The organism is Enterobacter sp. SECR19-1250, from assembly GCF_013391025.1.
Taxonomy (GTDB): domain Bacteria; phylum Pseudomonadota; class Gammaproteobacteria; order Enterobacterales; family Enterobacteriaceae; genus Enterobacter; species Enterobacter cloacae.
On the sequence record NZ_JACASJ010000051.1, the window covers coordinates 1 to 26,431 of the forward strand.

Below are 26,431 nucleotides of genomic sequence, written 5' to 3' on the forward strand. Positions count from 1 at the left end.
TCCATGTCACTTTGAGTGCCCACACAGATTGTCTGATAAATTGTTAAAGAGCAGTTGCGACGCGCTTCAGCGCTCTGTCGCGAGGTGGCGTATATTACGCTTTCCTCTTTCAGAGTCAACCCTGAATTTCAGGATTTTTTCTCTTCAACCGACCGGGCTGTTTGTGAAGTGATTCACATCCGCCGTGTCGATGGAGGCGCATTATAGGGAGTTCCCGAGCGACCGCAACCGAAAAGTTGCAAAAAGATGACTGACTGCTGTATTCCCCAGCAAAACCCCGCTTTATACCATTTTATACACAGACTTATCCACAATACAACGCGTAAGCTTCATAAGAACCCACGGATTGAGGGGGATAATCAACTATACTATTGGCAAATATTTTCCCTGACAGACAATATCTATGATCACACAACGCCTCACCCGAGACTGGCGCATTCCTGGCGCTGGCCTCATGACGCTGCTACTCCTTATTGCGGGCTTCACTCTGCACGCACACTGGGGGGCTTTCATCCAATGGTGTCTTGCTACGCAAATCACCCTGCACCGTTATCTGGTGATGTACCTGTTGCAGCTTAATAACCATCAGTACAGCGGTGGCTTATGGCTATTAACCGGCGCGTTCTTCTATGGCGTACTTCACGCTATCGGGCCGGGGCACGGCAAATTCATTGTCACGACCTATCTCAGTACAAATAAAGAGAGCGAACTGGCTGCCCGGGTCGTTCCTTTTTTTGGCAGTATGCTGCAGGGCGTCAGCGCCATTCTGTTTGTCTTTATTCTGGCGGTGGGGTTTAACCTGGCGTCCGGGGATATCAGTACCAGCCGCTGGTATGTCGAGAAGATAAGCGCGGTCCTCATTGGCGCATTCGGCGCGTTTATCATTTACCAGGCGCTGAAAAGCCTGCGCCCGCGCAGGATGGCAATCTCCGCCATCACGCCTCTTCACCAGCATGATGAACATTGTGGCTGCGGCCATCACGGCGTAGGGGCAGACCTTGCGCAGGGTGACTGGAAAACCCGTCTGGGTGTAATTCTGGCGATCGGCGCGCGTCCGTGCAGTGGGGCCATTATGATCCTGATGTTTTCGAATGCGCTGGGCATCGTCACCTGGGGAATGGCCGCGGTAATGACCATGTCGCTGGGAACCGCGCTGTCGATTATGGGGCTATCGCTGGCCGTGCGTTACGCCCGGGAGCGCACGGTCGCCTGGTTTGGTGGCGACACCTCGCTGAAGTGGCTGGTTCCGGCGGTCAAGATTGCTGGCGGGATTGTTCTGATCCTGTTTGCGACCATCCTGTTCCTGACGGTGATCCCCATCAGCGCCAATGGCGATTACATCGCAGCAGGATGCTAATAAAAGAAAACCCGCCAGCGGCGGGTTTTTTGATTACTCGTTGATGCGTGGATGTTGGTCCACCAGTCGGGAGCGTTTCTTCTGCAGTTCTTCAATCTCTGCGTCAATATCTTCAATCTTCTGCTCGACGTTATCGTAGTGCTCGCGCAGGATCTCTTTCGCTTCCTGAATATCCGATGCCGCAGGCGTCGCCCCTTTCAGAGGACGGTTCGCCGTCTCCTTCATGGTAATACCCGTAATCAAACCAATCACCGCGATAACCATCAGGTAATAAGCGGGCATCATCAGGTTTTGCGTGCTTTCCACCAGAGAGGCGGCAAGCGTCGGCGTCAGACCGGCAATCAGAACCGAGATGTTAAAGGCCGCCGCCAGCGCACTGTAGCGAATATGCGTCGGGAACATGGCCGGTAGTGTAGAGGCCATCACCCCGATGAAGCAGTTGAGGATCACCGCCAGCATCAGCAAGCCGGCAAAAATCAGGCCCAGCACATTGCTGTTAATCAGAATGAATGCCGGAATAGCAAGGGCAAACAGCGCAACGCTACCCAGAATAATGAACGGTCGACGGCCAAAGCGGTCACTCAACAGCCCCATAATCGGTTGCACAAACAGCATACCCACCATGATGGCGATAATGATCAGCACACCGTGGTCTTCCGAGTAGTGCAGGTTATGCGACAGATAGCTCGGCATGTAGGTCAGCAGCATGTAGTAAGTCACGTTCGTAGAGATCACCAGGCCGATACAGACCAGCAGGCTGCGCCAGTGTTTGGTCGCGATCTCTTTAAAGGAGACTTTCGGGCCATCCTGCAGACCTTCGCGGTCACCCTGCTCAAGCTTATCAACGTGCTGCTGGAACGCAGGCGTCTCTTCAAGCGCATGACGCAGGTACAGGCCAATGATCCCCAGCGGCAGCGCGAGGAAGAACGGAATACGCCAGCCCCATTCAAGGAAGTTCGCCTCACCAACCACAGTTGAAATCAGCACCACCACGCCCGCCCCCATGACGAACCCGGCAATGGAACCAAAGTCCAGCCAGCTTCCCATAAAGCCACGTTTACGGTCCGGGGAGTACTCTGCAACGAAGATCGAGGCACCGGTATATTCTCCCCCTACGGAGAATCCCTGAGCCATCTTACAGAGCAGCAGCAATATTGGCGCCCAGATGCCAATCGAAGCATAAGACGGGATCAGGCCGATACAGAATGTACTGATCGACATAATGACAATGGTGATGGCCAGGATCTTCTGACGACCATATTTATCACCAAGCATACCGAAGAACAGACCACCCAGCGGGCGAATGAGGAAGGGAACCGAGAACGTACCCAGCGCGGCAATCATCTGCAGGCTGGGGTCAGCGCCGGGGAAGAACACTTTACCTAACGCATAGGCCACGAAGCCGTAGACACCAAAATCGAACCATTCCATCGCATTACCGAGCGAGGCGGCAGTGATCGCTTTACGCAGTTTTGCATCATCGATGATGGTGACGTCGCGAAGCGTGATGGGTTTAATCTTTTTCCTTCTAAGCATAGCTTTCCTCGTAGACTCAGCCCTGTCCATTTCACCGGCCATCTGGTGAACCGTGAAACGGGGATCCGCTCCATGCGAATCGCCTTATTCAAGCGTAGCAGGTTTACTTACATTGACGTTTTACGTCGATACAACCGAACCTGTTGACGCCTGTCTGGGCAGTTAATGACCTTTTTACCCTACCAGCGTTTATATTTGTGATCAACTTCACATATATTTTTCCGTATCGTCAATTGAGTTCAATATTTGTCAATTGCCGCCAATCAGCTCTTTCTTATCCACCAAAAAAGAACATGCTCACGCACGTTATTATCGCCTGCACAACAATTCTCAAAACCATACTGCGTCACATCAGATTTACATAAATTTTAAATATTAAAACGCGGTTCGAATATTTACGCCGAATATGTGATAGAGATAACTAAAACACTGTTTTATTTTCATTGAATCATCATTCCAATGATCGCATGATAAATCCGAACGCAACGTCCAGCGGGCTTTTGAGCGGCATGAATCAAGAGCGCGCGATTAATTTCCCTGAAAGGATAACGAAGCGCCAGGCTAAGCATCCTTTCAATTAACTGAATTTGTTGATTTTATTTTCGATAGCATTCCGTCCGCCACGCGGGACACGATGTGAGGGTTGTACATGAAGATTAAAGCCACAATAGAACGCATCCCCGGCGGGATGATGCTGGTTCCTCTGGTGCTTGGCGCCATTCTGAATACCCTGGCACCTGATACCGGTGCTTATTTTGGTGGTTTCACAAAAGGAATGATTACGGGAACCGTGCCCATTCTGGCCGTCTGGTTCTTTTGTATTGGAGCATCTATTAACCTGCGGGCAACGGGTACCGTATTACGTAAATCCGGAACGCTGGTTATAACGAAAATTGCGGTTGCCTGGGTTGTGGCAATGGTCTGTGCACTGTTCATTCCGGAGAATGGCATTCAGACCGGATTCTTCGCCGGATTATCCGTTCTGGCCATTGTCTCCGCGATGGATATGACTAACGGTGGGCTCTATGCCAGCCTGATGAACCAGTACGGCACAAAAGAGGAGTCTGGCGCCTTTGTGCTGATGTCTCTGGAGTCCGGTCCGCTGATGACGATGTTGATTCTGGGCTCGGCGGGGCTGGCCTCGTTTGAACCACACCACTTTGTCGGCGCGATCCTGCCTTTCCTGATCGGTTTTGCGCTGGGGAATCTGGACCACGATCTGCGCGATTTCTTCAGCAAAGCCACGCCGGTGCTGATCCCGTTCTTCGGCTTCGCGCTGGGGAATACCATTAACCTGAAGGTGATACTCGATACCGGTCTGCTGGGTATTGTCCTGGGCGTGGCTGTTATCATTATCACCGGCATTCCGCTGATCATTGCCGATCGCGTAATTGGCGGAGGAAACGGAACGGCAGGTGTAGCCGCCTCTTCAGCCGCCGGGGCCGCCGTGGCGAATCCGGTGATCATTGCCCAGATTAACCCGGCTTTCGAACCGGTTGCGGCCTCGGCAACGGCGCTGGTTGCCGCCAGCGTGATCGTCACCGCCATTCTGGTGCCCATCATCACGGCCCTGTATGCGAAGCGCTTCGGCAATCTCCCCGAGCCGGATACAGAACCGAAAGCGGTAGAGCTTCATCATTAACGCACCGCATAAGACCGGCCCCTCTCCCCACCGGGTGAGGGGTTCAACCAAAAATTTCTTCCACCATCCCATCCACCAGCCGCTTTGCCGAACAGAGTCTCGGCATACCCAGCGCGACCGTTTGCCAGTTTTGGGTTACTGACCAGCTCACCGGGTGGCTGTCCGCCTGACACCAGTCCCCCAGCCAGCCCAGCATATCTTTATGATCGATGCTCCCCGGCGTAGAGGGGGTTGTGAGCCACTGGTGATAAAAATGGCGGGTAGTGGGAGAAGCATTGATCCCCTGCGCCAGATAATTTGCCGCCATGCTGCGCAGGTTATCCTTGAGCATTGCCGCCACGTCCGCATTCGCCAGACGACAGGCATCGCCAAATGCTCCCCAGCGCAGCTCTTCCAGCACAATGTAGCAACGCCCGGCCAGCGACCAGCCATCATAGTGACCGGCCCGCCAGCGGGTAAAAATCTGCTCGCTATGCTCGCCCGCCTGGACCGTTAACCCACGCTGGGACAACGCCTTTTCTTTATAGGCTGCGCGTTGAAGAAAATGGGAAGAGAGTTCAGCGTACTGCTGAACCAGGCCCGGCGAGGGCTGCGTACGCAGAGAGGTTTGCTGGCGCAGGGCAACCAGTTTATCGGCCATACGCGTCAGCGCGAGATGCCCCGGATCCAGCATGCCGGCCAGCTTTTCCGCCAGCCCCAGGCGCAGAGCCGCATTTTCGTTGAGCATTCCCGCCATTGCCCACGGTCGCAGCCGGGTGTGCGTCATGATCTCCTGCGTCAAACGCTCACGAAACTGCAGCTGTTGCGGCCCCAGATGGGTATGACGCGGCGCGTCTACCCCCTGGACCAGATCGACCATAAATTTAGGATGGATACACTCCAGCGTCCGCCCGGGACCGTCCAGTAGCTGTGTTGTCATGGTTGCTCTGCCGCGAAAAGAGTTTGAATATCATCGCGTAACAGTCGGGTATCTTCCTGAATCCACGTCGCAGTCGTGATACTTTGTTTCAACAGCTGGCTGAGCGATCGGGTCGAATGCTCATTTTGCTGACGGACTGCGAGGCTATCACGCAAGCTTTCCTGTAACCCGGCAAGGCATAACGAAAATTCTGCAAAGCACGTTGCCATACCCGCCGTAACAGAGACATCGACCTGCGCGGTTAAAGCTTTACGGATTTGTTCACAAAATTGATCAATATGCTGCATAAACTTGTCATGCAGCTGCGCAATATCAATAACGTATCGCGTGCGCGTCGCCACATAATCTTCCCAGCCCCAGCCAGGATTGTTCAGCCAGCGCGACACCGTTTCCCGTACACTTCCCGCAGCCGATGGCTGGCCTGCCGGACGGGTATCCTCCGCGATGGCATCAGTAAACAGCGCCCGCGTATTGAAGTTCAGCTGATTTGCCTGAAATGCCGGGAAACTGATCCGCGCCCGAAAACCGGCATGGCTGAGCTGCTCTTTAATACGCAGCTCAATGGGCCGCATCGCCTCATTCAGCGAACGCGCCAGCGTAGACTCCAGCTGATCGAAGCGAAGCGCCAGCTCCCGGCTGATTTTCGACTGTGCGTCCAGCATGACCTGCTCGCAGGCGGAGCGGATGCTGTTCAGTACCGTTTGCGCCTGCCTTTCATCATCCAGCACCAGCTGCGTCAGCGCCTCCGGCGCATCCTGCCGATGATTCAGCGGATCAATACCTGCCAAATCAAGTAGCGTGTGGCTGTTGAAGATATGGCCAATCGCCTGCTGAAGGGCTCCTTTCTGCAACGCCATAAAATCGTCAGTGGCGTGGAGGGCCTGCTCCACTTCGTGTTTGACTTCTTCGCTGGCCACGCGCTGCCGTGTCTGCAACAGAGCCATATCCTCTTCAAGACGCGTAATATTCAGCTCCAGCGATTCAAAGGCCACCGTCAGGGCCTGATAGCGAAAATCGAGATACTCTCTGGCATTTTGGGCATAGTTGAGCAGCTTATGCGACGCCGAACGCAGCGCAAATAACGACGCATTGGCATAGGCGGCGTAAATCAGTTTGCGGATAGGTTGTTCAAATAACGAATCTTCCCACAACAAATCAGCCGCATGGCGAATATGTTCGATATCATCCAGGTCCGCCGTACGCCAGCGACGCCCCAGCGCGGCCTCGGCAAAGTCCTGTACCCAGCGCTGTTCCTGGTGATCCGGTAGCTGCCCATGGTTCGCCATCTCATAGCGGGCGCGGTTTGCCAGATAGGCCCACATCGACGAAACAGGGTAAATTTGTCCCGGAGAGATGTTCCCTTTCATTAAGGTCCCGGAGATCATCGCCCTGACCTGCTCTTCATCGTCGCTGTTGCGATCCTTCTGGTCGAATTTATTCACCAGCGCATACAAAGGCACCGATTTTCCCGCTACCGAAATGGCCTGACGAACCTCTTCATCAGAAATCGATTTGAGCTGGGTATAGTCCATCACCGCCAGCACCGCGGAGGCGCGGGACAACTGTTCGGTGAGCATTTTTTGCAGATGGGGCTGCCCGGCTTCATTTGGCCCAGGCGTGTCCAGCAGCGTCAGCTGCCCCAGGTGCGCATCCAGACCCGCAAGATGCACAAACTCCACCTCAATCACCGGTATATGTTCTATCGCCGCGTACTCTGAGAACGGGAAGGCCACGTCCAGCGCCTGAGAGAGCCTCACCAGGTCGTTCAGGCTTTTCAGACAATGAAATATCGGCTGCGCCCCAAGGTGGTGTTTCTCGAAAGCCTCGCCTCTTTCGATTCTCTCCAGCAGCGTATTCATGTCTTTATCGATTTCCAGACGCTGCGCCAGCTTGCCGCGATCGTCATCGCAGAGCTTTTTCTGTAGCAGTTGGATCAGATCATCAATGGGAGAGACATGCGTAAAATGCAGTACCGGCTCTTTCTGGCCCGGCGTATGACGAATAAGGGTCGGGAGCGCCGTCATCGGACGGTTGCGGTTGGGCAATACTTCGGTGCCCACAATCGCATTAATGGTGGTCGATTTCCCCGCCTTCATGGTTCCAACAATAGCCAGCACCATTTCCAGACGGGTTATTTTGCGCAATTCACTATTCAGCATCGCCTGCTGTGCTTCGACACCACGCGCGCTAAAATGCAAAGGTAAAACGTTGTTCTTTTCACCCGTAATGGCCGTCGCGGTACTCTCCAGAATCGCTATCGGCATTGATTTCAAGGTATCAAGGTTTTGCAGGGCGAGTTGTAGCAACCGTTCTGCTTCCTGGCTTAATTCAAAAATTGTCTGTGTGTGCATGATAAAAGCCTTTCCTTAACGCAAATTTATTACTTTTATTAAGCCACCGGGTTTTAATTATGTTTTTCGGCTTATATGATCACGTGTGGAAAACATGTTCACCGAAATATAACTGATTGAAGACAATCAGAAATAAATCGCTATCCTTGCATGGCGTGAAAAGCTTTTCTCCTGACCTGATAGTCAAAAGATAAAAAGCGTAGCCCATTTTTAAGAAACTTCAGGATATATCATCATTATTTACCCACCTAAAAAGAGAGGGAATGGTTCAGCGTCATAACAGATGTACGACGACGAAAACCGGCGATAAATAACAATGTGTCGCTTCACCTTATCCGAAATGGCGGAACGTAGCAATTTGCCGCAATAAAATATTCGATATATTCAGTGTCAATTCTTCCCAACACGTTAATGGCGTTAGCATCGCTTAACCGACTGACAGAAAGTGTCACCCGCAACACGCTTTTCGGTTTTTTTTATTAAACAATATCACCGACAATCGTGTGGATTTGCGTTATACTTGCCCTCTTTTTCGGCGCTCTGCCGTCATTTTGCTGGCACTTTCCAGCGTGTTAAGCACTTTTTTGAGGATACCCCCGATGCAACTTCCATACTGCCCGAAATGCAATTCTGAATACACCTATGAAGATAATGGCATGTTCATTTGCCCGGAATGCGCCCACGAATGGAACGACGCAGAGCAGTCACAGGATGCTGACGTGCTGATTGTAAAAGATGCTAACGGTAACCTGCTGGCAGATGGCGACAGCGTCACCGTCGTCAAAGACCTGAAGGTTAAAGGCAGCTCTTCCATGCTGAAGATCGGGACCAAAGTGAAGAATATCCGTCTGGTTGAAGGCGATCATAATATCGACTGCAAAATTGACGGTTTTGGTCCAATGAAACTGAAATCTGAGTTTGTGAAAAAGAACTGATTTGCCCGCCCGGTGGCGCTTCGCTTACCGGGCACACACCCACTACACTTAATGGGCTTTTCTTACGTGAGGTAAAGATTATGCCGTTAAGTCCCTACATCTCTTTCGCCGGCAACTGCGCAGAGGTAACCGCCTTTTATCAGCAGGCCGTCGGCGCAGAACTCCTCTATAAAATCACCTTCGGCGAAATGCCAAAAAGCGAGAGCAGCGAAGAAGGCTGCCCGTCTGGCATGCAGTTCCCGGACTCCGCTATAGCCCACTCCAACGTTCGCATTGCGGGCAGCGATATCATGATGAGCGATGGCCTGCCGCCGGGCAGTAAGGCGCAGTATGCCGGATTCACGCTGGTTCTCGACACACAGGATGTCAATGAAGGCAAACGCTGGTTCGACAATCTCGCGGATGGCGGAAATATTGAAATGGCCTGGCAGGAGACCTTCTGGGCGCACGGTTTCGGTAAGGTCACCGACAAATACGGCGTGCCGTGGATGATTAACGTCGTTAAGCAGCAACAAAGTTCGTAGGCCGGATAAGCGCAGCGCATCCGGCAACAACCCCGGGTGGCGCTGCGCTGACCGGGCCTGGAAAGATTGTCATCGTTTTCACTTCAACTCTTCAAACTCCCGCAACCTGCACTTAACCCAAATGTCATATTGATGCGCCAGCATGAGGCCACATTTATTGTGAGGCCCAGCATATGCAAACCGTCATCCGCGTAGAGAAACTGAGCAAGACCTTTCATCACAACAAGGCTCTGCATGCCGTTGATCTGACCGTCCAGCAGGGCGACATGGTAGCGCTGCTGGGGCCATCCGGTTCAGGTAAATCCACCCTATTGCGTCACTTAAGCGGCCTGATTACCGGCGATAGCATCCCGGAAAGCCACGTCGAACTGCTGGGCAACACCGTACAGCGCGCAGGGCGACTGGCGCGGGATATCCGCAAAAGCCGCGCGCAGACAGGCTGCATCTTCCAGCAATTTAATCTGGTAAATCGACTGACGGTGCTGGAGAACGTGCTGATTGGCGCGCTCGGCAGCACCCCATTCTGGCGCACCTGTCTGCGCTGGTTCTCCCCATTACAGAAGCAAGAGGCGTTGCGGGCACTCACCCGCGTAGGCATGGCGCACTTCGCCCATCAGCGCGTCTCCACCCTCTCCGGTGGACAACAGCAGCGCGTGGCCATCGCCCGTGCCCTGATGCAGAAAGCGAAAATCATCCTTGCCGACGAGCCCATCGCCTCGCTGGATCCGGAATCCGCCCGCATCGTGATGGAAACCCTGCATGACATTAACCAGAACGACGGCATCACCGTGGTGGTAACGCTGCATCAGGTGGATTACGCCCTGCGCTACTGCGAGCGCATTGTCGCCCTGCGTCAGGGACATGTGTTCTTTGATGGCGCAAGCCACCAGTTTGATAACGAACGTTTTGACCATCTCTACCGCAGCATTAACCGTGTCGAAGAGAACGCGAAGGCTGCATAACGTCCCCACTACGAGGAATGGAAATGAGCTATAAAACGGTTGCCGCGCTGGCTTTTACCAGCATGTTCAGCATCAGCACCCTGTTAAGCCCTGCGTACGCCGAGGAGCAGGAAAAAGCGCTGAACTTTGGCATTATTTCGACGGAATCACAGCAGAACCTGAAGCCTCAGTGGGAACCCTTCCTGAAAGATATGGAAACCAAACTGGGGATCAAAGTAAACGCCTTCTTCGCCCCGGATTACGCGGGCATCATCCAGGGGATGCGCTTTAACAAAGTGGACATCGCCTGGTATGGCAACCTCTCCGCCATGGAAGCGGTGGATCGTGCAAACGGCCAGGTCTTTGCCCAGACCGTTGCTGCCGATGGCTCTCCGGGTTACTGGAGCGTGCTGATCGTCAACAAAGACAGCCCGATCAATAACCTCAACGATATGCTCGCCAAACGCAAAGAACTGACCTTCGGCAACGGCGATCCGAACTCCACTTCTGGCTTCCTGGTGCCGGGCTATTACGTCTTCGCCAAAAATAATGCCTCTGCCAGCGATTTCAAACGCACCGTCAATGCCAGCCATGAAACCAACGCCCTGGCCGTGGCCAACAAGCAGGTGGACGTCGCCACCAACAACACCGAAAACCTCGACAAGCTGAAGACCTCCGCACCGGACAAGCTGAAAGAGCTGAAGGTGATCTGGAAATCCCCTCTTATCCCGGGAGACCCGATTGTCTGGCGCAAAAACCTCTCTGAAGGCACCAAGGACAAGGTGTACGACTTCTTTATGACCTACGGCAAAACGCCGGAAGAGAAAGCCGTGCTGACGCGTCTGGGCTGGGCACCGTTCCGCCCGTCGAGCGACCTGCAGCTGGTCCCGATTCGCCAGCTGGCGCTGTTTAAAGAGATGCAGGGCGTGAAGGACAACAAGGGGCTTAAAGACGAGGAGAAGACCAGCAAAGTGGCAGCTATTCAGGCCCAGCTGGAAGACCTGGACCGCCTGACCGCCGCGCTTGGTGCAATGACCAGTGTGAATAAAGCGGTGCAGTAACGCTTTTCTCCCTCTCCCTGTGGGAGAGGGCCGGGGTGAGGGCATCAGCGCGCACATTTCCCCCTCACCCTAACCCTCTCCCTCAGGGAGAGGGAACTAAACACAAAGGAGTCAACATGCAAACCATCACCCTCCCACCGCCGAAACGCAGCTGGTTCTCGCTATTTAGCTGGGCCATCCTGCTGGCGGTGCTGGTTATATCCTGGAAGGGCGCGGAGATGGATCCGCTGCTGCTGTTTAAAGACGCCGGTAACATGGCCACCTTCGCTGCCGACTTCTTCCCGCCCGATTTTAGCCAGTGGCAGGACTATCTCGGCGAAATGGCTGTCACCCTGCAAATCGCCGTCTGGGGGACCGCCCTGGCCGTCATCCTCTCCATTCCGTTTGGCCTGATGAGCGCGGAAAACATCGTTCCGTGGTGGATTTATCAGCCGATGCGCCGCCTGATGGACGCCTGCCGCGCCATTAACGAAATGGTGTTCGCGATGCTGTTCGTGGTCGCCGTGGGTCTGGGGCCGTTCGCGGGGGTGATGGCGCTGTTCATCCACACCACCGGCGTGCTCTCCAAGCTGCTTTCCGAAGCCGTGGAAGCCATTGAACCCGGCCCGGTCGAAGGTATTCGCGCCACCGGCGCCAACAAAATTGAAGAGATCCTTTACGGCGTGCTGCCTCAGGTCATGCCGCTGCTGATCTCCTATTCACTCTACCGCTTCGAATCTAACGTCCGTTCCGCCACCGTCGTCGGCATGGTCGGCGCAGGCGGCATCGGCGTCACCCTGTGGGAGGCGATCCGCGGTTTCCAGTTCCAGCAAACCTGCGCCCTGATGGTACTCATCATCATCACCGTCAGCCTGCTGGATTTCCTCTCTCAACGTTTGCGTAAGCACTTCATCTGAGAAGCGAGGCTTTGATTGGTATGCACTTATCCAGACATCCGACCAGTTATCCTACCCGCTGGCAAGAGATTGCAGCAAAGCTCGAAGTGGAGCTGCGCACCCATTATCGCTGCGGAGACTACCTGCCAGCCGAACAGCAGCTTGCAGACCGCTATGAAGTGAATCGCCACACCCTGCGCCGCGCCATCGATCAGCTGGTTGAGCGCGGATGGGTACAGCGCCGTCAGGGCGTCGGCGTGCTGGTGCTGATGCGCCCGTTCGACTACCCGCTCAATGCCCAGGCGCGCTTTAGTCAGAACCTGCTCGACCAGGGAAGCCATCCCACCAGCGAAAAACTGCTCTCCGTGCTGCGTCCGGCCTCCAGCCATGTAGCCGATGCGCTGGGTATTCAGGAGGGCGACAACGTTGTGCATCTGCGCACCCTGCGCCGGGTCAATGGCGTGGCAGTCTGCCAGATAGATCACTACTTCAGCGACCTGAGCCTCTGGCCGGTGCTGCAACACTTCTCCAGCGGTTCACTGCATGACTTTTTGCAGGACGCCACGGGTCTTGTGCTCAAACGTACCCAGACGCGTATCAGCGCCCGCCGCGCGCAGGCGAAAGAGAGCAAGGTGCTGGAGATCCCCAACATGGCTCCGCTGCTCTGCGTGCGCACCCTCAACCACCGTGACGGCGAGATCAACGCAACGGAGTACTCCGTCAGCCTGACCCGCGCCGACATGATTGAATTCACCATGGAGCACTGAATGCATTTCGACACCTCCACCCGTCAGCGCTGGATGCGCGCCCTGGCCCATAGCCAGCCTGCTGCACTGGCGAGCCGCATGAACGCGCTTAACCTGACGCCAGACTATGAAACGCTCCGCGCGCCGGAAATTGGCCTGGTACAGATCCAGGCAAGAATGGGCGGTACCGGGGAGCGCTTTTTCGCCGGTGATGCCGCCCTCACCCGCGCGGTCATTCGTCTGAGCAGCGGCACGCTGGGTTACAGCTACGTGCTCGGTCGCGATAAACCGCACGCCGAGCGCTGCGCGGTGATCGACGCCCTGCTGCAGGAACAACCCCATTTCCAGACCCTGATGGAAACCCTGATTGCCCCGCTGGAAGCCGACCTCGCCGCGCGCACTGCCGCACGTCAGGCGCAAGTCAATACCAGCCGGGTCGACTTCTTTACGCTTGTTCGCGGAGATAACGCATGACGCTTCAACCCGCTTTTACCCTGGCCGTCCAGGATGCCCAACACAGTTTTCGTCGCCTGCTGAAAGCCATGAGCGAGCCTGGCGTGATTGTCTCCCTGCATCAGCTCTCCCAGGGCTGGCTGCCGCTGAACCTGGCGACCACCAGCGTACTGCTGACCCTCGCCGACAACGATACCCCGGTGTGGCTTTCGGGGACGTTATCCAATGACATCGCCAGCCAGAATCTGCGTTTTCACACTAACGCCCCGCTGGTTGAGCAGCCCCGTCAGGCGGTGTTTGCCGTTGCCGATGAGCAAATCAGCCATGAGCAGCTCAATGCCCTGAGTGAAGGCAGCGCGGTAGCACCGGAGACCAGCGCCACGCTGATCCTGCAGGTCGCCAGCCTGAGCGGTGGTCGCATGCTGCGCCTGACCGGGGCGGGGATTGCCGACGAACGCATGGTCGCGCCACAGCTGCCGGAATGCATTATTCATGAGCTGACCGAACGCCCGCATCCGTTCCCGCTGGGTATTGACCTGATCCTGACCTGCGGCGAGCGCCTGCTGGCGATCCCGCGAACCACCCACGTGGAGGTGTGCTGATGTACGTTGCCGTCAAAGGGGGCGAGAAGGCTATCGCCGCCGCCCATGCGCTACAGGCGCACAGACGACGGGGTGATGAACAGCTTCCCGAGCTGAGCGTCGCCCAGATTGAGCAGCAGTTGAACCTGGCGGTGGATCGGGTGATGACCGAAGGCGGCGTCGCCGACCGCGAGCTGGCGGCGCTGGCGCTGAAGCAGGCCAGCGGCGACAATGTCGAAGCCATCTTTTTGCTGCGCGCCTGGCGCACCACCGTTCCCCGCCTGGCGGTGAGCGAGCCGGTCAATACGGCAGAAATGCGCCTGGAGCGGCGAATTTCCGCCGTTTATAAAGATATTCCCGGCGGCCAGCTCCTTGGCCCTACGTACGACTACACCCACCGCCTGCTGGATTTCACCCTGCTGGCGAACGGCGAAACGCCGACGCTCAGCACCACGGAGACCGGGCAGGAAGCATCTCCGCACGTCTTTAGCCTGCTGGCGAAGCAGGGTCTGGCAAAGGCTGAAGAAGAGACCGGAGCGCAACCCGACGACATCACCCGCACGCCTCCCGTTTACCCCTGTTCACGCTCGTCTCGCCTGCAGCAGCTGATGCGCGGGGACGAAGGCTATCTGCTGGCGCTGGCCTATTCAACGCAGCGCGGCTACGGGCGTAACCACCCGTTTGCGGCGGAGATTCGCAGCGGCTATCTCGACGTCGAAATCATCCCCGAAGAGCTGGGTTTTGCTGTGAACGTCGGTGAACTGCCAATGACCGAGTGTGAAATGGTGAATGGTTTTGTCGCACCTGACGACGACATCCCACACTTTACCCGCGGTTACGGGCTGGTCTTTGGCATGAGCGAGCGTAAAGCCATGGCGATGGCGCTGGTTGACCGCGCCCTGCAGGCGCCGGACTACGGCGAACAGATTTCCGGCCCGGCACAGGACGAAGAGTTCGTGCTGGCCCATGCGGATAACGTCGAGGCGGCGGGCTTTGTTTCGCACCTCAAGCTGCCGCATTACGTTGACTTCCAGGCCGAACTGGAACTGCTGAAACGTCTGCAACGGGAGCGTGAAAATGGCTAACCTAAGCGGCTACAACTTTGCTTATCTGGACGAGCAAACCAAACGCATGATCCGCCGCGCCATCCTGAAAGCGGTCGCTATCCCCGGCTATCAGGTGCCGTTTGGTGGTCGTGAAATGCCGATGCCTTACGGCTGGGGCACCGGGGGCATTCAGCTTACCGCCAGCGTCATCGGTGAGTCAGACGTGCTGAAGGTCATCGACCAGGGAGCCGACGACACCACCAACGCCGTGTCGATTCGCAACTTCTTTAAGCGCGTGACGGGCGTCAACACCACCGAAAAAACCGAAGATGCGACGCTTATCCAGACCCGCCACCGCATTCCCGAAACGCCGCTCACTGAAGATCAGATTTTGATTTTCCAGGTGCCGATCCCGGAGCCGCTGCGCTTTATTGAGCCGCGCGAAACCGAAACCCGCACCATGCACGCCCTGGAAGAGTACGGGGTGATGCAGGTGAAGCTGTATGAAGATATCGCCCGCTTCGGCCATATCGCCACCACCTACGCCTACCCGGTGAAGGTCAACGGGCGCTACGTGATGGATCCGTCGCCGATCCCGAAATTCGACAACCCGAAAATGGACATGATGCCTGCCCTGCAGCTGTTCGGTGCCGGGCGCGAAAAGCGCATCTACGCCGTCCCGCCCTACACCCGCGTGGAGAGTCTCGATTTCGATGACCACCCGTTCACGGTGCAGGAGTGGGACGAGCCGTGCGCCATCTGCGGCTCGAAGCATAGCTATCTGGATGAAGTGGTGCTGGATGATACGGGCAAGCGGATGTTTGTCTGCTCCGACACCGATTACTGCCGCCAACAGAGTGAGGCGAATAGCCAATGAAACCGCTGCTTTCAGTGAACAACCTGACCCACCTTTACGCGCCGGGCAAAGGCTTCAGCGACGTCTCGTTCGAGCTGTGGCCGGGCGAGGTGCTGGGGATTGTCGGTGAATCCGGCTCGGGTAAAACCACCCTGCTGAAGTCCATCTCCGCGCGCCTGGCCCCGCAGAACGGCGAGATTTTGTATGAGGGCGCCTCCCTCTATGGCATGAGCGAGGCTGAACGTCGCCGCCTGCTGCGCACCGAATGGGGCGTGGTACATCAGCATCCGCTGGACGGGCTGCGTCGTCAGGTCTCGGCGGGAGGCAATATCGGCGAACGGCTGATGGCGACCGGCGCGCGGCACTACGGCAACATCCGGGAAACCGCACAGCGCTGGCTGACCGATGTGGAGATCCCCGCCTCGCGCATCGACGATTTGCCCACCACCTTCTCCGGCGGCATGCAGCAGCGCCTGCAGATCGCCCGTAACCTGGTCACCCACCCGAAGCTGGTGTTTATGGATGAACCCACCGGTGGGCTGGACGTCTCCGTGCAGGCGCGCCTGCTCGACCTGCTGCGCGGCCTGGTGGTGGAGCTGAACCTGGCGGTGGTGATTGTCACCCATGATCTGGGCGTCGCTCGCCTGCTGGCAGACCGTCTGCTGGTAATGAAGCAAGGTCAGGTGGTGGAAAGTGGGTTAACCGACCGCGTGCTCGACGATCCGCTCCATCCTTACACCCAGCTGCTGGTGTCATCCGTGTTGCAGAATTGAGGGCGCCACCCGGCAAAACGAACGCCGTACCTTGTAGGCCGGGTAAGCGAAGCGCCACCCGGCAAGAAAACGCCACGAGGCCAAAATGATCCACGTAGAAAACGTAAGTAAGACCTTTGTGCTCCACCAGCAAAACGGCGTGCGTCTGCCGGTGCTGCAAAATGCCTCTCTGAAGGTGAACAGCGGCGAATGCGTGGTGCTGCACGGCCACTCCGGCAGCGGAAAATCCACCCTGCTGCGCTCCCTGTACGCCAACTATCTGCCGGACGAGGGGCACATTCATATTCGCCATGCCGATGAATGGGTCGACCTGGTTCAGGCCCCCGCGCGTAAGGTGCTGGAAGTCCGCCGCTCGACGATCGGCTGGGTGAGCCAGTTTCTGCGGGTGATCCCGCGGATCTCCGCTCTGGATGTGGTCATGCAGCCGCTGCTGGATCTCGGTGTGCCGCGCGAAACCTGCGCCGCCAAAGCCGCCAGCCTGCTGACGCGCCTCAATGTGCCCGAGCGCCTCTGGCATCTTGCCCCGTCGACCTTTTCCGGCGGCGAGCAGCAGCGCGTGAATATCGCTCGCGGGTTTATCGTCGACTATCCGATTTTACTTCTTGATGAACCCACCGCTTCGCTCGACAGCAAAAACAGCGCGGCAGTGGTGGAACTGATCGCACAGGCCAAAGCGCGCGGCGCGGCGATCGTCGGGATCTTCCACGACGAGAGCGTTCGCAACCGCGTGGCGGACAGATTGCACCCGATGGGGACAAACGTATGATTATCAATAACGTCAAGCTGGTGCTGGAAGATGAGGTCATCGACGGCTCGATGGAGATCCGCGACGGCGCGATCCGCGCGTATGCCGAAACCCGAAGCCATTTGCCCGAAGCGATGGACGGCGAAGGCGGCTGGCTGCTGCCAGGGCTGATTGAGCTGCACACCGATAATCTGGATAAATTCTTCACCCCACGGCCGAAGGTGGACTGGCCCGCCCATTCGGCAATGAGCAGCCACGACGCGCTGATGGTTGCCAGCGGCATCACCACCGTGCTGGATGCGGTGGCGATTGGTGACGTGCGCGACGGCGGCGATCGGCTGGAGAATCTGGAAAAGATGATCAACGCCGTGGAAGAGACGCAAAAGCGCGGTCTTAACCGCGCCGAACATCGCCTGCACCTGCGCTGCGAGTTGCCGCATCACACCACCCTGCCGCTGTTTGAAAAGCTGGTAGACCGCGAGCCAGTGTCGCTGGTCTCGTTGATGGACCACTCGCCGGGGCAGCGCCAGTTCGCCAGCCTCGAAAAATACCGCGAGTATTACCAGGGCAAATATTCTCTTAACGATGTGGAGATGGCGCGCTACGAGGAAGAGCAGCTGGCGCTGGCGGCACAGTGGTCACAGCCGAACCGTGTTTCGATTGCCGCAATGTGCCGGGACCGTAGCATCGCGCTGGCCAGCCATGATGATGCCACGCACGATCATGTCCGCGAATCCCACCAGCTTGGCAGCGTGATCGCTGAATTTCCTACCACGTTTGAGGCGGCAGAAGCCTCCCGCGCACACGGCATGAACGTGCTGATGGGGGCACCGAATATTGTGCGCGGCGGCTCGCATTCCGGCAACGTGGCGGCAAGCAAACTCGCCTCGCTCGGCCTGCTGGATATTCTCTCTTCCGACTACTACCCCGCCAGCCTGCTGGACGCCGCCTTCCGCGTCGCGGATGACGACAGCAACTGCTTCACGCTGTCGCAGGCGATTCGCCTGGTAACGAAGAACCCGGCATCGGCGCTTAATCTTCACGACCGGGGCGAGATAGCCGAAGGAAAACGGGCGGATCTGGTGCTGGCCCACCGTAAGGGCGAGCACATCCATATCGACCACGTCTGGCGTCAGGGAAAACGGGTGTTCTGATGGGAAGAGTCATCTGGTTAATGGGGCCCTCCGGCTCCGGGAAGGACAGCCTGCTGTCCGCCTTACGGCAACGGGAACACCCGCAGCTGCTGGTCGCACATCGCTATATTACCCGGGCGGCGAATGCCGGTAGTGAAAACCATATCGCCCTGAGCGAACAGGAATTTTTCACTCGCGCCGGGCAGAATCTGCTGGCGCTCAGCTGGCACGCCAACGGCTACTACTACGGGATCGGCATTGAGATCGACCTGTGGCTACACGCGGGTTTTGACGTGCTGGTCAACGGCTCCCGTGCGCATCTGCCCCAGGCACGCGCCAGGTATGCCTCGGCGCTGCTGCCGGTCTGTCTGCAGGTTTCGCCGGATGTCCTGCGCAGCCGCCTGCAAAGCCGCGGACGCGAAAGCGAAAAAGAGATCGCGCAGCGACTCGAACGCGCAGAGCGCTATACCCCGGCGGATTGCCACATCCTCAACAACGACGGAAGTTTGCTACAGTCAGTCGATAACGTTTTATCACTTATCCGTCAGAAGGAGAAACAGCATGCCTGACTGCACGCTTCGCCCCGCCACCGCCGATGATGCGCAAATCGTTTACGCACTGATCTGCGAGTTAAAACAGGCCGAATTTGATCATCAGGCGTTCCACACCGGGTATCTGGCCAATCTGCAGGACCACAATATGCGTTATCAGCTGGCAGAGCTGAATGGACAGGTAGTGGGTATGATTGGCCTGCATATGCAGTTTCACCTGCACCACGCCAGATGGATCGGCGAAATCCAGGAGCTGGTGGTGATGCCCGAGGCGCGTGGTCTTAAAGTGGGGAGCCAACTGCTGGCATGGGCAGAGGACACCGCGCGGCAGGCGGGCGCGGAGCTGACGGAGCTCTCCACCAGCGTCCGGCGGCTGGACGCCCACCGTTTTTATGTTCGTGAAGGGTATACGCAGAGCCATTTTCGTTTCACCAAACCGTTGTAGAGGTGCACGATGAGTCTGACCATCACGTTAACGGGCACCGGCAGTGCCCAGCTGGTCCCGGTGTTTGGCTGCGATTGCGCGGCATGCCGCCGGGCACGTCTGCAGGAGAATTATCGTCGTCGGCCCTGTAGCGCGGCCGTCAAATTCAATGATGCGGTGACGCTACTGGACGCGGGTATTCCGCACCTGATGGACGACTGGCCAGCCGGCAGCTTTCAGCAGTTTTTGCTGACCCACTACCATATGGATCACGTTCAGGGGCTGTTTCCCCTGCGCTGGGGCGTTGGCGCGACGATCCCCGTTTACGGCCCGCCGGATGAAGCCGGATGTGACGATCTCTTCAAACACCCGGGCATTCTGGATTTCAGCCATACGCTGGAGCCGTTTGTGATGTTTGAGCTGCAGGGCCTGCGGGTGACGCCGCTGCCGCTCAACCACTCGAAACTCACCTTTGGTTATCTGCTGGAGTCCGCCCACAGCCGCGTGGCGTGGCTCTCTGATACTGCCGGATTGCCGGAGAAAACGGTGAAATTTCTGCTTAACAACCAGCCGCAGGCGATGATCATCGACTGTAGCCATGAACCGCGCCCGCAGACGCCGCGCAACCATTGCGATTTAAACACCGTGGTGGCACTGAACGAGGTGATTGGCTGCCCGCAGGTGATCCTGACCCATATCAGCCATCAGTTTGACGAGTGGATGATGGATAACCCGCTGCCGGACGGCATCGAAGCGGGATATGACGGCATGGTGTTGGTGCTGGATTAGGTTTTCTCCCTCTCCCGTGGGAGAGGGTTGAGGTGAGGGCAACAGGCCGCACTTAACCGCGATCGTAATCCTCTTCTAACCGCCGCTCATCCTCTTCCAGGCGTCGTCTGTCGTCATCAAGCTGGCGCTGGCGCTCGTCTAAACGGCGGCGTCTGTCTTCAAGCTGCCGACGGCGGTCGTCATACTGACGGCTATCAATGCGACGGTCATCGTCATAACGATCGTCATCATCGTTGCTGCGGCTGCTGCCGGGGTTATAGGCATCGTTGATCGCCTGCTGAATGTTGCCAATGGCATCATCAATCACATCGGCATGCGCCAGTTGGCTGGAGAGTGACAGCAGACCAAATAACAGAGCGGTAGAGTAACGTTTCATAAGGCCAGACTCGCAGATGAACTGGCCTTACGGTAATTAACCGCAAACGGGAGAGGTAGCGGAGGAATCTCAAATTCTTTAGCGAGGCGACGCTTCCATTATTTGACGCACTCGCTGTTTATTCTCTGCGACCAGCACAATCCCGGAGCATTTTTGGTCCGGAGAATGACTCCAGATGCGGTCTTCAGGAATACATCCTCCGTCATATATCACCTTGCTGCCATCATAAGGCCAGAATGCTCCCTGCTCTGTGTCGAGTACAAAAACAGCGATTTGGTCGGATTCACGGGCTATTTTCTGCCAGAGCATCTTTCCACCCTCATATTGCTCGAAGTCGCTGATTAAGGTCACGCCGCAATGTAAGACCAACGCTTCATAGAGACGAGTCGCCAGCCCTTTGTCTCGTTCGGCAGGATCGACGCAAATGCCTTCTACCTGGACAACGCGAGTATCTTCCCAGCATCGTTCGACTGCGATAATGTCCTTTCCCAGATGGGCTTTATGCTGTAAATCCAGAGCAGCAACAACCCGATGCCGGGGAACGCCATCAAAGGTTTCGATATCTGCTTCAATAATTGCAGCCCGGGGCGTCTGGCTGTCATAAATGACATGTAACACCCGACCGGAGAGTTCAAATTCATCTACGAGCGTAAATGACCTGGCAACCGTATTCGGGCTGTACGTTGTAGGCATCACGATCATTTGTGAGTCCCCTCTTGTGAGTACCGGCATAATTCCCTTTATATCTTAATCCGCTAAATTTTGCGCAGATTAGCATCGCCGACTTTACTCAGGCTCTTGATGAGATCCTAAATTCGCTGTTTAAGCGCTGATTTTCCGCAGCGCCTGCGCCAGCTGTACGCGGGTAAACGGTTTGCGCAGTAGCGCTACATCCGGCAGTTGTGGATTGTGCGTCGGACGTAAATCCTGACCGCTGATCAACAACACCGGCAGTTGCGGGTAGTGGCTGCGCACGTGGTTAATCACCTCCGCCCCGCTCAGGCTGCCCGGGAGCATCAGATCACTTATAAACATGCCGATATCCGGCGAGGCCACCAGCATGTTCAGTGCCTGCTCACCGCTTTCCGCTTCAAGGGTCAGGTAGCCAAGCTGATGCAGTTGCTCGCACAGGGTCTGGCGAACATCGGCCTCATCTTCCAGGACCAGCACCAGCCGTTCGTTTTCAGCGGATGCGGTGGCAGAGTGCGTTTCATCTTCAGGGACGACGGGCAGCGTTGAGCGCGGCAGATGGAGCCGCACGGTGGTGCCTTGTCCCGGCGCGCTTTCAATTTCGACGCGGCCGCCGGACTGACGCACAAAACCGTACACCATCGACAGCCCTAAACCACTGCCACTGCCGGTCTGCTTGGTGGTGAAGAACGGCTCGAACACCCGGGATTTGACCTCCTGCGTCATACCGCTGCCTCGGTCGATCACCTCCAGTGCCACCATATCCTGCCTGCGTCCGTCGCTGCGAGTGACGCGCTGATTCCACGTGCGGATCTTAATCACGCCCGTCTGCCCCTCCATCGCGTCGCGGGCGTTCATCACCAGGTTGATAATGGCGTTTTCGAGCTGGCCAACGTCTATCCACGCCGGCCAGGCCGGGGATTGAGCCTCTATCTCCAGGCTCAGGGTGGCGGGCAAGGAGTGGCGCATCAGCTCTCTGAGATTCTCCAGCAGCGGTTTCATCTCTACCGCATGCGGAGTCAGGGATTGCTTGCGGGAAAAAGCCAGCAGACGCTGGGTCAGCAACGCACCGCGCTCGGCGGCATTGAGCGCGCGGGCGATACGTGGGGCATCACTGGAGTCGGGATCGGTCAGCTCCAGGCTACCGATTATCACCGCAAGCAGGTTGTTGAAATCATGTGCCAGCCCGCCCGTCAGTTGACCAACGGCCTTCATCTTCTGGCTGTGCAGCAGCGCCTCCTCCAGTCCCTGACGCTCGATGCGGTCGATCTCCATCTGGGAGGTTTTCTCTTTCAGTAGACGGGTAGTGTGCTCCAGCGAGGCGGTATTGCGGGCAAAGACGTTAAACGCGCGAGCCAGCTCTCCCAGCTCATCACGCCGCTGCAGCGCGGGCACCGAAACGTCCTGCTCGCCATGGGCAAGACGCGACATCGCCCGGGAGATCGCCGTCAGGTTGGAGCCCAGATTGCGGTAGATATACCAGCAGGCGCAACCGGTGATGATCAGCGCCAGTACGGCGAATATGCTGATAAATACGCTGATGGACCGCAGCTCCTGATGACTCTGGGCCGTACGCAGCCGGGAAGCCTCCGCTACCTGCTCAACGTACTGATTGATATCGCTATTTAATATCGCCACCAGCGCCTTGATGTGGAACATATACCAGCTTATCGCCAGGTCGCTCTCTTCAAGCTGCTTTGACAGCGGGGCAAGCCTGCGTAGCTCGTCGTTGAAATCGGGCAGAACAAGATTCACCACGGGCTGCGTCGCGCGCTGGGGCAACGTTGCGGTAACGGCGTCCAGCTGCTGTAGGGTGGCGCGCGGTGAGGGGGTATCGATGGCGGCGAGAATCAACCTGTCCATTTCCGCAAGCTGCTGCGCATCCGGGATGTTGCTGCCAAACCGACGGTTAATATCCTGCAGATGGCGTAAATAGCTCTGGCTTTGATACAGCGAGCTAAGCAGCGCGTTACGCTGCAGATGGCGCCGCTGTCCGCGCTCCAGCATGCCCGTCACGCTTTGCTGTAACTCATTACTGCGACGAATAATGCGCGCCACCAGCCCCGGCTCCTGCTGCGCTAAGGGCGCATCTGCGAGCTGTTCCAGCGAGTGCCGCAGCGCCATTTGGGTCTGCTTCAGCCTCTCGGCCTCTCCTTTGTATTCCAGCGCCCCCACCACCTGCGAAAGCCGTACCGCCGCGGTTGCCACGCTGGCGGTATCGCGGGCGAGATTCATGCTGCCGGTCATGTCATCCAGCGTCTGCTGTTGTACCTGTTCCTGGATCTGGCTGGCATGCCGAAAACCCAGCACCGCCACACCACTGACCATCAGCGTCACCGCCACCACCAACAGATTAAAGATCAGCAGACGACCGCGGGCACTGGCGAAGAACGGCGAGCGTGATGGCATGGGATTGGGCTCCTCTGCAAATGGGTGCCCTCACCCTGGCCCTCTCCCACAGGCAGAGGGAAAAGAGAAATGTGACGGCGATTAGCTATTCATAACTATGACAAATATGAACGGCTTCTGACATTTTGCATTTACGCACCTGTGATGAAGTGCAGATATCAACCTTCACAGGAGATCCGCCATGAGCAGAACCCCGGTACTGGAGATGCGCAGCATTGCCAAAACGTTTGGCAACTTCCACGCGCTCAAGGGTGTGGATTTGACGGTCTTTCCCGGTGAGATCCACGCGCTGATGGGCGAAAACGGCGCGGGAAAAAGCACGCTGATGAAGATCCTCGCGGGCGCCTACACCGCGACCAGCGGCGAGATCCTGATTGACGGTCAGCCGTATCACATTAAAGGCCCGAAGGATGCGCTGGCCGCAGGCATTACCCTGATCTATCAGGAAATGCAGCTCGCCCCCAACCTGACGGTTGCGGAAAACATCTTTCTTGGCAGCGAACTCTCGCGCGGCGGACTGGTGCAGCGTAAAGAGATGGCCGCCCAGGCTCAGGCGGTCATCGACCGTCTGGGTGCAAACTTCAACGCCACCGACCTGGTGATGAAGCTGACTATCGCTGAACAACAGCAGGTGGAAATCGCCCGCGCGCTGCACCGTAACAGCCGCATTCTGGTGATGGATGAACCCACTGCCGCCCTCTCCTCGCGTGAAACCCATCGTCTGTTTGAGCTGATCCTGCGCCTGCGGGATGAAGGGATGGCGATCATCTATATCAGCCACCGCATGGCGGAAGTGTACGAACTCTCTGACCGGGTCAGCGTCCTGCGTGACGGGCAATACGTCGGTAGCCTGACGCGCGACAAACTGAACGCGTCTGAGCTGGTGAAAATGATGGTGGGTCGCCCCTTAAGCGATCTGTTCAACAAAGAGCGCGATATTCCGCTCGGCAGCCCGCGTCTTAACGTGCATCACCTCACCGACGGTAAAAAAGTCCAGCCCTGCAGCCTGCAGGTGCGCTCAGGGGAAATCGTCGGCCTGGCGGGGCTGGTCGGTGCCGGTCGCTCCGAGCTGGCACAGCTCATCTTTGGCGTACGTAAAGCCACCGGCGGAATGATTGAAGTGGACAGCGAGCCGGTGGTGATCCACTCCCCGCGCGCGGCCATTGAAAACGGGATCGGTTTTCTTACCGAGAACCGCAAGGAGCAGGGGCTGTTCCTGGAGCTGGCGGCGCAGGAGAACATCACCATGGCGACGCTGGAGCGCGACGCCACCTTCGGCATGCTTAACCGCAAAAAAGCGCAGTCCATTTCTGACGATGCCATCGCCCTGCTGAATATCCGCGTGCCTCACGCACAGGTCCGCGCGGGCGGTCTGTCAGGCGGTAATCAGCAGAAATTGCTGATCTCCCGCTGGGTGGCGATTGGTCCGCGTATTCTGATCCTCGACGAACCGACGCGCGGTGTCGATGTCGGCGCAAAAAGCGAAATCTACCGCATCATGAACCAGATGGCGCGCAAGGGCGTGGCGATTTTGATGATCTCCAGCGAACTGCCGGAAGTGGTGGGCATGAGCGACCGCGTCTATGTCATGCGTGAAGGCAGCATCGCCGGGGAGCTCCACGGACACGACATCTCTCAGGAAAACATCATGACGCTGGCAACCGGCGTGAACGACTCACATCATCAGGCGGTGCAACTATGACAACTCCAACCCATCCGCAGCAGGTGGCAAAATCTGCCTCCGCCAAAAAAATGCTGATGAGCGATCTGATGCAAACGGTCGGCATTTTGCCCATTCTCATCCTGATCGTGGCGGTTTTTGGCTTTATCGCCCCTAACTTCTTTACCGAAAGCAACCTGCTCAACATTACCCGCCAGGCGTCGATCAACATCGTGCTGGCGGCAGGGATGACCTTCATCATCCTGACCGGGGGGATTGACCTCTCCGTCGGGTCTATTCTGGGTACCACGGCTGTCGCCGCGATGGTGGTGTCGTTAATACCGGAATTCGCCGGGCTCTCTATTCCCGCCGCGCTGATGCTCGGACTGGTGCTGGGGCTGTTCAACGGCGCGCTGGTGGCCTTTGCCGGACTACCGCCGTTTATTGTCACCCTCGGCACCTACACGGCTCTGCGGGGCGCAGCGTACCTGTTGGCCGATGGCACGACGGTGATTAACTCGAACATCAATTTTGAGTGGATAGGCAATAACTATCTTGGCCCCGTGCCGTGGCTGGTGGTGATTGCCCTGGCGGTGATTGTGGTGTGCTGGTTTATCCTGCGTCGCACTACGCTTGGCGTTCACATCTATGCGGTAGGCGGCAACATGCAGGCGGCACGCTTAACGGGCATCAAAGTCTGGCTGGTGTTGCTGTTTGTGTATGGCATGAGCGGCCTGCTCTCCGGGTTAGGCGGTGTGATGAGCGCGTCGCGCCTCTACAGCGCCAACGGAAACCTGGGCATGGGTTACGAGCTGGATGCGATTGCGGCGGTGATCCTCGGCGGCACCAGCTTCGTTGGCGGGATCGGTACGATCACCGGCACGCTGGTGGGGGCGCTGATTATCGCCACCCTCAACAACGGCATGACGCTGATGGGCGTCTCCTACTTCTGGCAACTGGTGATCAAAGGGGCGGTGATCATCATTGCGGTGCTGATCGACAAATACCGTACCCGACACCATCAAAGTGCATAACAACAATACCCTACGTGAGGAAGA

Annotated in this window: 26 protein-coding genes; 20 read left to right on the forward strand and 6 right to left on the reverse strand. The window is 57.1% G+C overall.

The features are described 5' to 3' along the window. Nucleotides 1-403 precede the first annotated feature (403 nt). Complete coding sequence (locus HX884_RS14355) at nt 404-1,357, forward strand: nickel/cobalt transporter (RefSeq protein ID WP_044159025.1); 954 nt, start codon at nt 404-406, stop codon at nt 1,355-1,357. A gap of 33 nt (nt 1,358-1,390) precedes the next feature. On the opposite strand, the gene proP is transcribed toward HX884_RS14355, so the two are convergent. Beyond that, a complete protein-coding gene (gene proP, locus HX884_RS14360) occupies nt 1,391-2,893 on the reverse strand; it encodes a glycine betaine/L-proline transporter ProP (protein ID WP_013095119.1) in 1,503 nt (500 codons plus the stop codon). Nucleotides 2,894-3,542: 649 nt separating this feature from the next. On the opposite strand from proP, the gene kdgT reads away from it, so the two are divergent. Continuing rightward, nucleotides 3,543-4,535, forward strand: a complete 993-nt coding sequence (gene kdgT, locus HX884_RS14365) for a 2-keto-3-deoxygluconate transporter (RefSeq protein ID WP_013095118.1) — start codon at nt 3,543-3,545, stop codon at nt 4,533-4,535. A 43-nt stretch (nt 4,536-4,578) separates the two neighbouring features. Here the strand turns inward: kdgT and HX884_RS14370 are convergent, their stop codons facing one another. Together HX884_RS14370 and crfC are read right to left on the reverse strand one after the other, a co-directional pair. Then, complete coding sequence (locus tag HX884_RS14370; RefSeq protein ID WP_045294841.1) at nt 4,579-5,454, reverse strand: diguanylate cyclase regulator RdcB family protein; 876 nt, start codon at nt 5,452-5,454, stop codon at nt 4,579-4,581. Then, a complete protein-coding gene (gene crfC, locus HX884_RS14375; RefSeq protein ID WP_178328385.1) occupies nt 5,451-7,805 on the reverse strand; it encodes a clamp-binding protein CrfC in 2,355 nt (784 codons plus the stop codon). The genes HX884_RS14370 and crfC overlap by 4 nt, the downstream gene beginning before the upstream one ends. 599 nt (nt 7,806-8,404) lie before the next feature. On the opposite strand from crfC, the gene HX884_RS14380 reads away from it, so the two are divergent. From HX884_RS14380 to phnP, 16 genes are all read left to right on the forward strand, one after another. After that, nucleotides 8,405-8,740 (forward strand): zinc ribbon domain-containing protein YjdM, encoded by a 336-nt coding sequence (locus HX884_RS14380; protein WP_178328386.1) that lies wholly within the window; start codon nt 8,405-8,407, stop codon nt 8,738-8,740. Between the two features lie 80 nt (nt 8,741-8,820). Further along, nucleotides 8,821-9,264: a VOC family metalloprotein YjdN gene (gene yjdN / locus HX884_RS14385; protein WP_178328387.1), complete on the forward strand. Its 444-nt coding sequence runs from the start codon at nt 8,821-8,823 to the stop codon at nt 9,262-9,264. Nucleotides 9,265-9,437: 173 nt separating this feature from the next. Further along, on the forward strand, nt 9,438-10,226 hold the full coding sequence (phnC, locus tag HX884_RS14390; protein ID WP_013095113.1) for a phosphonate ABC transporter ATP-binding protein: 789 nt from the start codon (nt 9,438-9,440) through the stop codon (nt 10,224-10,226). A 23-nt stretch (nt 10,227-10,249) separates the two neighbouring features. Then, entirely contained in the window at nt 10,250-11,266 is a 1,017-nt protein-coding gene (gene phnD / locus HX884_RS14395) for a phosphonate ABC transporter substrate-binding protein (protein WP_038980858.1), read from the forward strand. Nucleotides 11,267-11,382: 116 nt separating this feature from the next. Next, the gene (gene phnE, locus HX884_RS14400) at nt 11,383-12,162 is read left to right on the forward strand and encodes a phosphonate ABC transporter, permease protein PhnE (RefSeq protein ID WP_013095111.1); all 780 of its coding nucleotides are present in this window, start codon (nt 11,383-11,385) and stop codon (nt 12,160-12,162) included. Nucleotides 12,163-12,182: 20 nt separating this feature from the next. Then, nucleotides 12,183-12,908, forward strand: a complete 726-nt coding sequence (gene phnF, locus HX884_RS14405) for a phosphonate metabolism transcriptional regulator PhnF (protein WP_013095110.1) — start codon at nt 12,183-12,185, stop codon at nt 12,906-12,908. Further along, on the forward strand, nt 12,909-13,361 hold the full coding sequence (phnG, locus tag HX884_RS14410) for a phosphonate C-P lyase system protein PhnG (RefSeq protein WP_014830324.1): 453 nt from the start codon (nt 12,909-12,911) through the stop codon (nt 13,359-13,361). Beyond that, complete coding sequence (gene phnH, locus HX884_RS14415) at nt 13,358-13,942, forward strand: phosphonate C-P lyase system protein PhnH (protein WP_014830323.1); 585 nt, start codon at nt 13,358-13,360, stop codon at nt 13,940-13,942. The genes phnG and phnH overlap by 4 nt, the downstream gene beginning before the upstream one ends. Beyond that, nucleotides 13,942-15,006 carry a carbon-phosphorus lyase complex subunit PhnI gene (locus HX884_RS14420; RefSeq protein WP_178328388.1) on the forward strand — a complete coding sequence of 355 codons (1,065 nt, stop codon included), beginning with the start codon at nt 13,942-13,944 and terminating at the stop codon, nt 15,004-15,006. Before phnH ends, HX884_RS14420 begins: the two co-directional genes overlap by 1 nt. Further along, the gene (phnJ, locus tag HX884_RS14425; protein WP_013095106.1) at nt 14,999-15,844 is read left to right on the forward strand and encodes an alpha-D-ribose 1-methylphosphonate 5-phosphate C-P-lyase PhnJ; all 846 of its coding nucleotides are present in this window, start codon (nt 14,999-15,001) and stop codon (nt 15,842-15,844) included. The genes HX884_RS14420 and phnJ overlap by 8 nt, the downstream gene beginning before the upstream one ends. Further along, nucleotides 15,841-16,596, forward strand: a complete 756-nt coding sequence (gene phnK, locus HX884_RS14430) for a phosphonate C-P lyase system protein PhnK (protein WP_013095105.1) — start codon at nt 15,841-15,843, stop codon at nt 16,594-16,596. The genes phnJ and phnK overlap by 4 nt, the downstream gene beginning before the upstream one ends. An 85-nt stretch (nt 16,597-16,681) precedes the next feature. Further along, the gene (phnL, locus tag HX884_RS14435; protein WP_094916521.1) at nt 16,682-17,362 is read left to right on the forward strand and encodes a phosphonate C-P lyase system protein PhnL; all 681 of its coding nucleotides are present in this window, start codon (nt 16,682-16,684) and stop codon (nt 17,360-17,362) included. Continuing rightward, complete coding sequence (gene phnM, locus HX884_RS14440; protein WP_178328389.1) at nt 17,359-18,495, forward strand: alpha-D-ribose 1-methylphosphonate 5-triphosphate diphosphatase; 1,137 nt, start codon at nt 17,359-17,361, stop codon at nt 18,493-18,495. Before phnL ends, phnM begins: the two co-directional genes overlap by 4 nt. Next, nucleotides 18,492-19,043 (forward strand): ribose 1,5-bisphosphokinase, encoded by a 552-nt coding sequence (phnN, locus tag HX884_RS14445; RefSeq protein WP_095455743.1) that lies wholly within the window; start codon nt 18,492-18,494, stop codon nt 19,041-19,043. Before phnM ends, phnN begins: the two co-directional genes overlap by 4 nt. After that, nucleotides 19,036-19,470, forward strand: coding sequence for an aminoalkylphosphonate N-acetyltransferase (gene phnO / locus HX884_RS14450; protein WP_023621470.1), 435 nt, complete (start codon nt 19,036-19,038; stop codon nt 19,468-19,470). Before phnN ends, phnO begins: the two co-directional genes overlap by 8 nt. A gap of 9 nt (nt 19,471-19,479) precedes the next feature. After that, complete coding sequence (gene phnP / locus HX884_RS14455) at nt 19,480-20,238, forward strand: phosphonate metabolism protein PhnP (RefSeq protein WP_057072552.1); 759 nt, start codon at nt 19,480-19,482, stop codon at nt 20,236-20,238. A 52-nt stretch (nt 20,239-20,290) separates the two neighbouring features. On the opposite strand, the gene yjdP is transcribed toward phnP, so the two are convergent. The 3 genes from yjdP to HX884_RS14470 all read right to left on the reverse strand — a co-directional run bounded on the left by yjdP (nt 20,291) and on the right by HX884_RS14470 (nt 23,713). Beyond that, complete coding sequence (yjdP, locus tag HX884_RS14460; protein ID WP_013095099.1) at nt 20,291-20,614, reverse strand: DDRRRQL repeat protein YjdP; 324 nt, start codon at nt 20,612-20,614, stop codon at nt 20,291-20,293. 78 nt (nt 20,615-20,692) lie between these two features. Continuing rightward, on the reverse strand, nt 20,693-21,316 hold the full coding sequence (locus HX884_RS14465) for a GNAT family N-acetyltransferase (protein WP_013095098.1): 624 nt from the start codon (nt 21,314-21,316) through the stop codon (nt 20,693-20,695). A 120-nt stretch (nt 21,317-21,436) separates the two neighbouring features. Beyond that, nucleotides 21,437-23,713, reverse strand: coding sequence for a hybrid sensor histidine kinase/response regulator (locus tag HX884_RS14470; protein WP_178328390.1), 2,277 nt, complete (start codon nt 23,711-23,713; stop codon nt 21,437-21,439). A 181-nt stretch (nt 23,714-23,894) separates the two neighbouring features. On the opposite strand from HX884_RS14470, the gene HX884_RS14475 reads away from it, so the two are divergent. Then, nucleotides 23,895-25,415 (forward strand): sugar ABC transporter ATP-binding protein, encoded by a 1,521-nt coding sequence (locus tag HX884_RS14475; RefSeq protein ID WP_178328391.1) that lies wholly within the window; start codon nt 23,895-23,897, stop codon nt 25,413-25,415. Next, complete coding sequence (locus HX884_RS14480; protein ID WP_013095095.1) at nt 25,412-26,407, forward strand: ribose ABC transporter permease; 996 nt, start codon at nt 25,412-25,414, stop codon at nt 26,405-26,407. The genes HX884_RS14475 and HX884_RS14480 overlap by 4 nt, the downstream gene beginning before the upstream one ends. Nucleotides 26,408-26,431 lie beyond the last annotated feature (24 nt).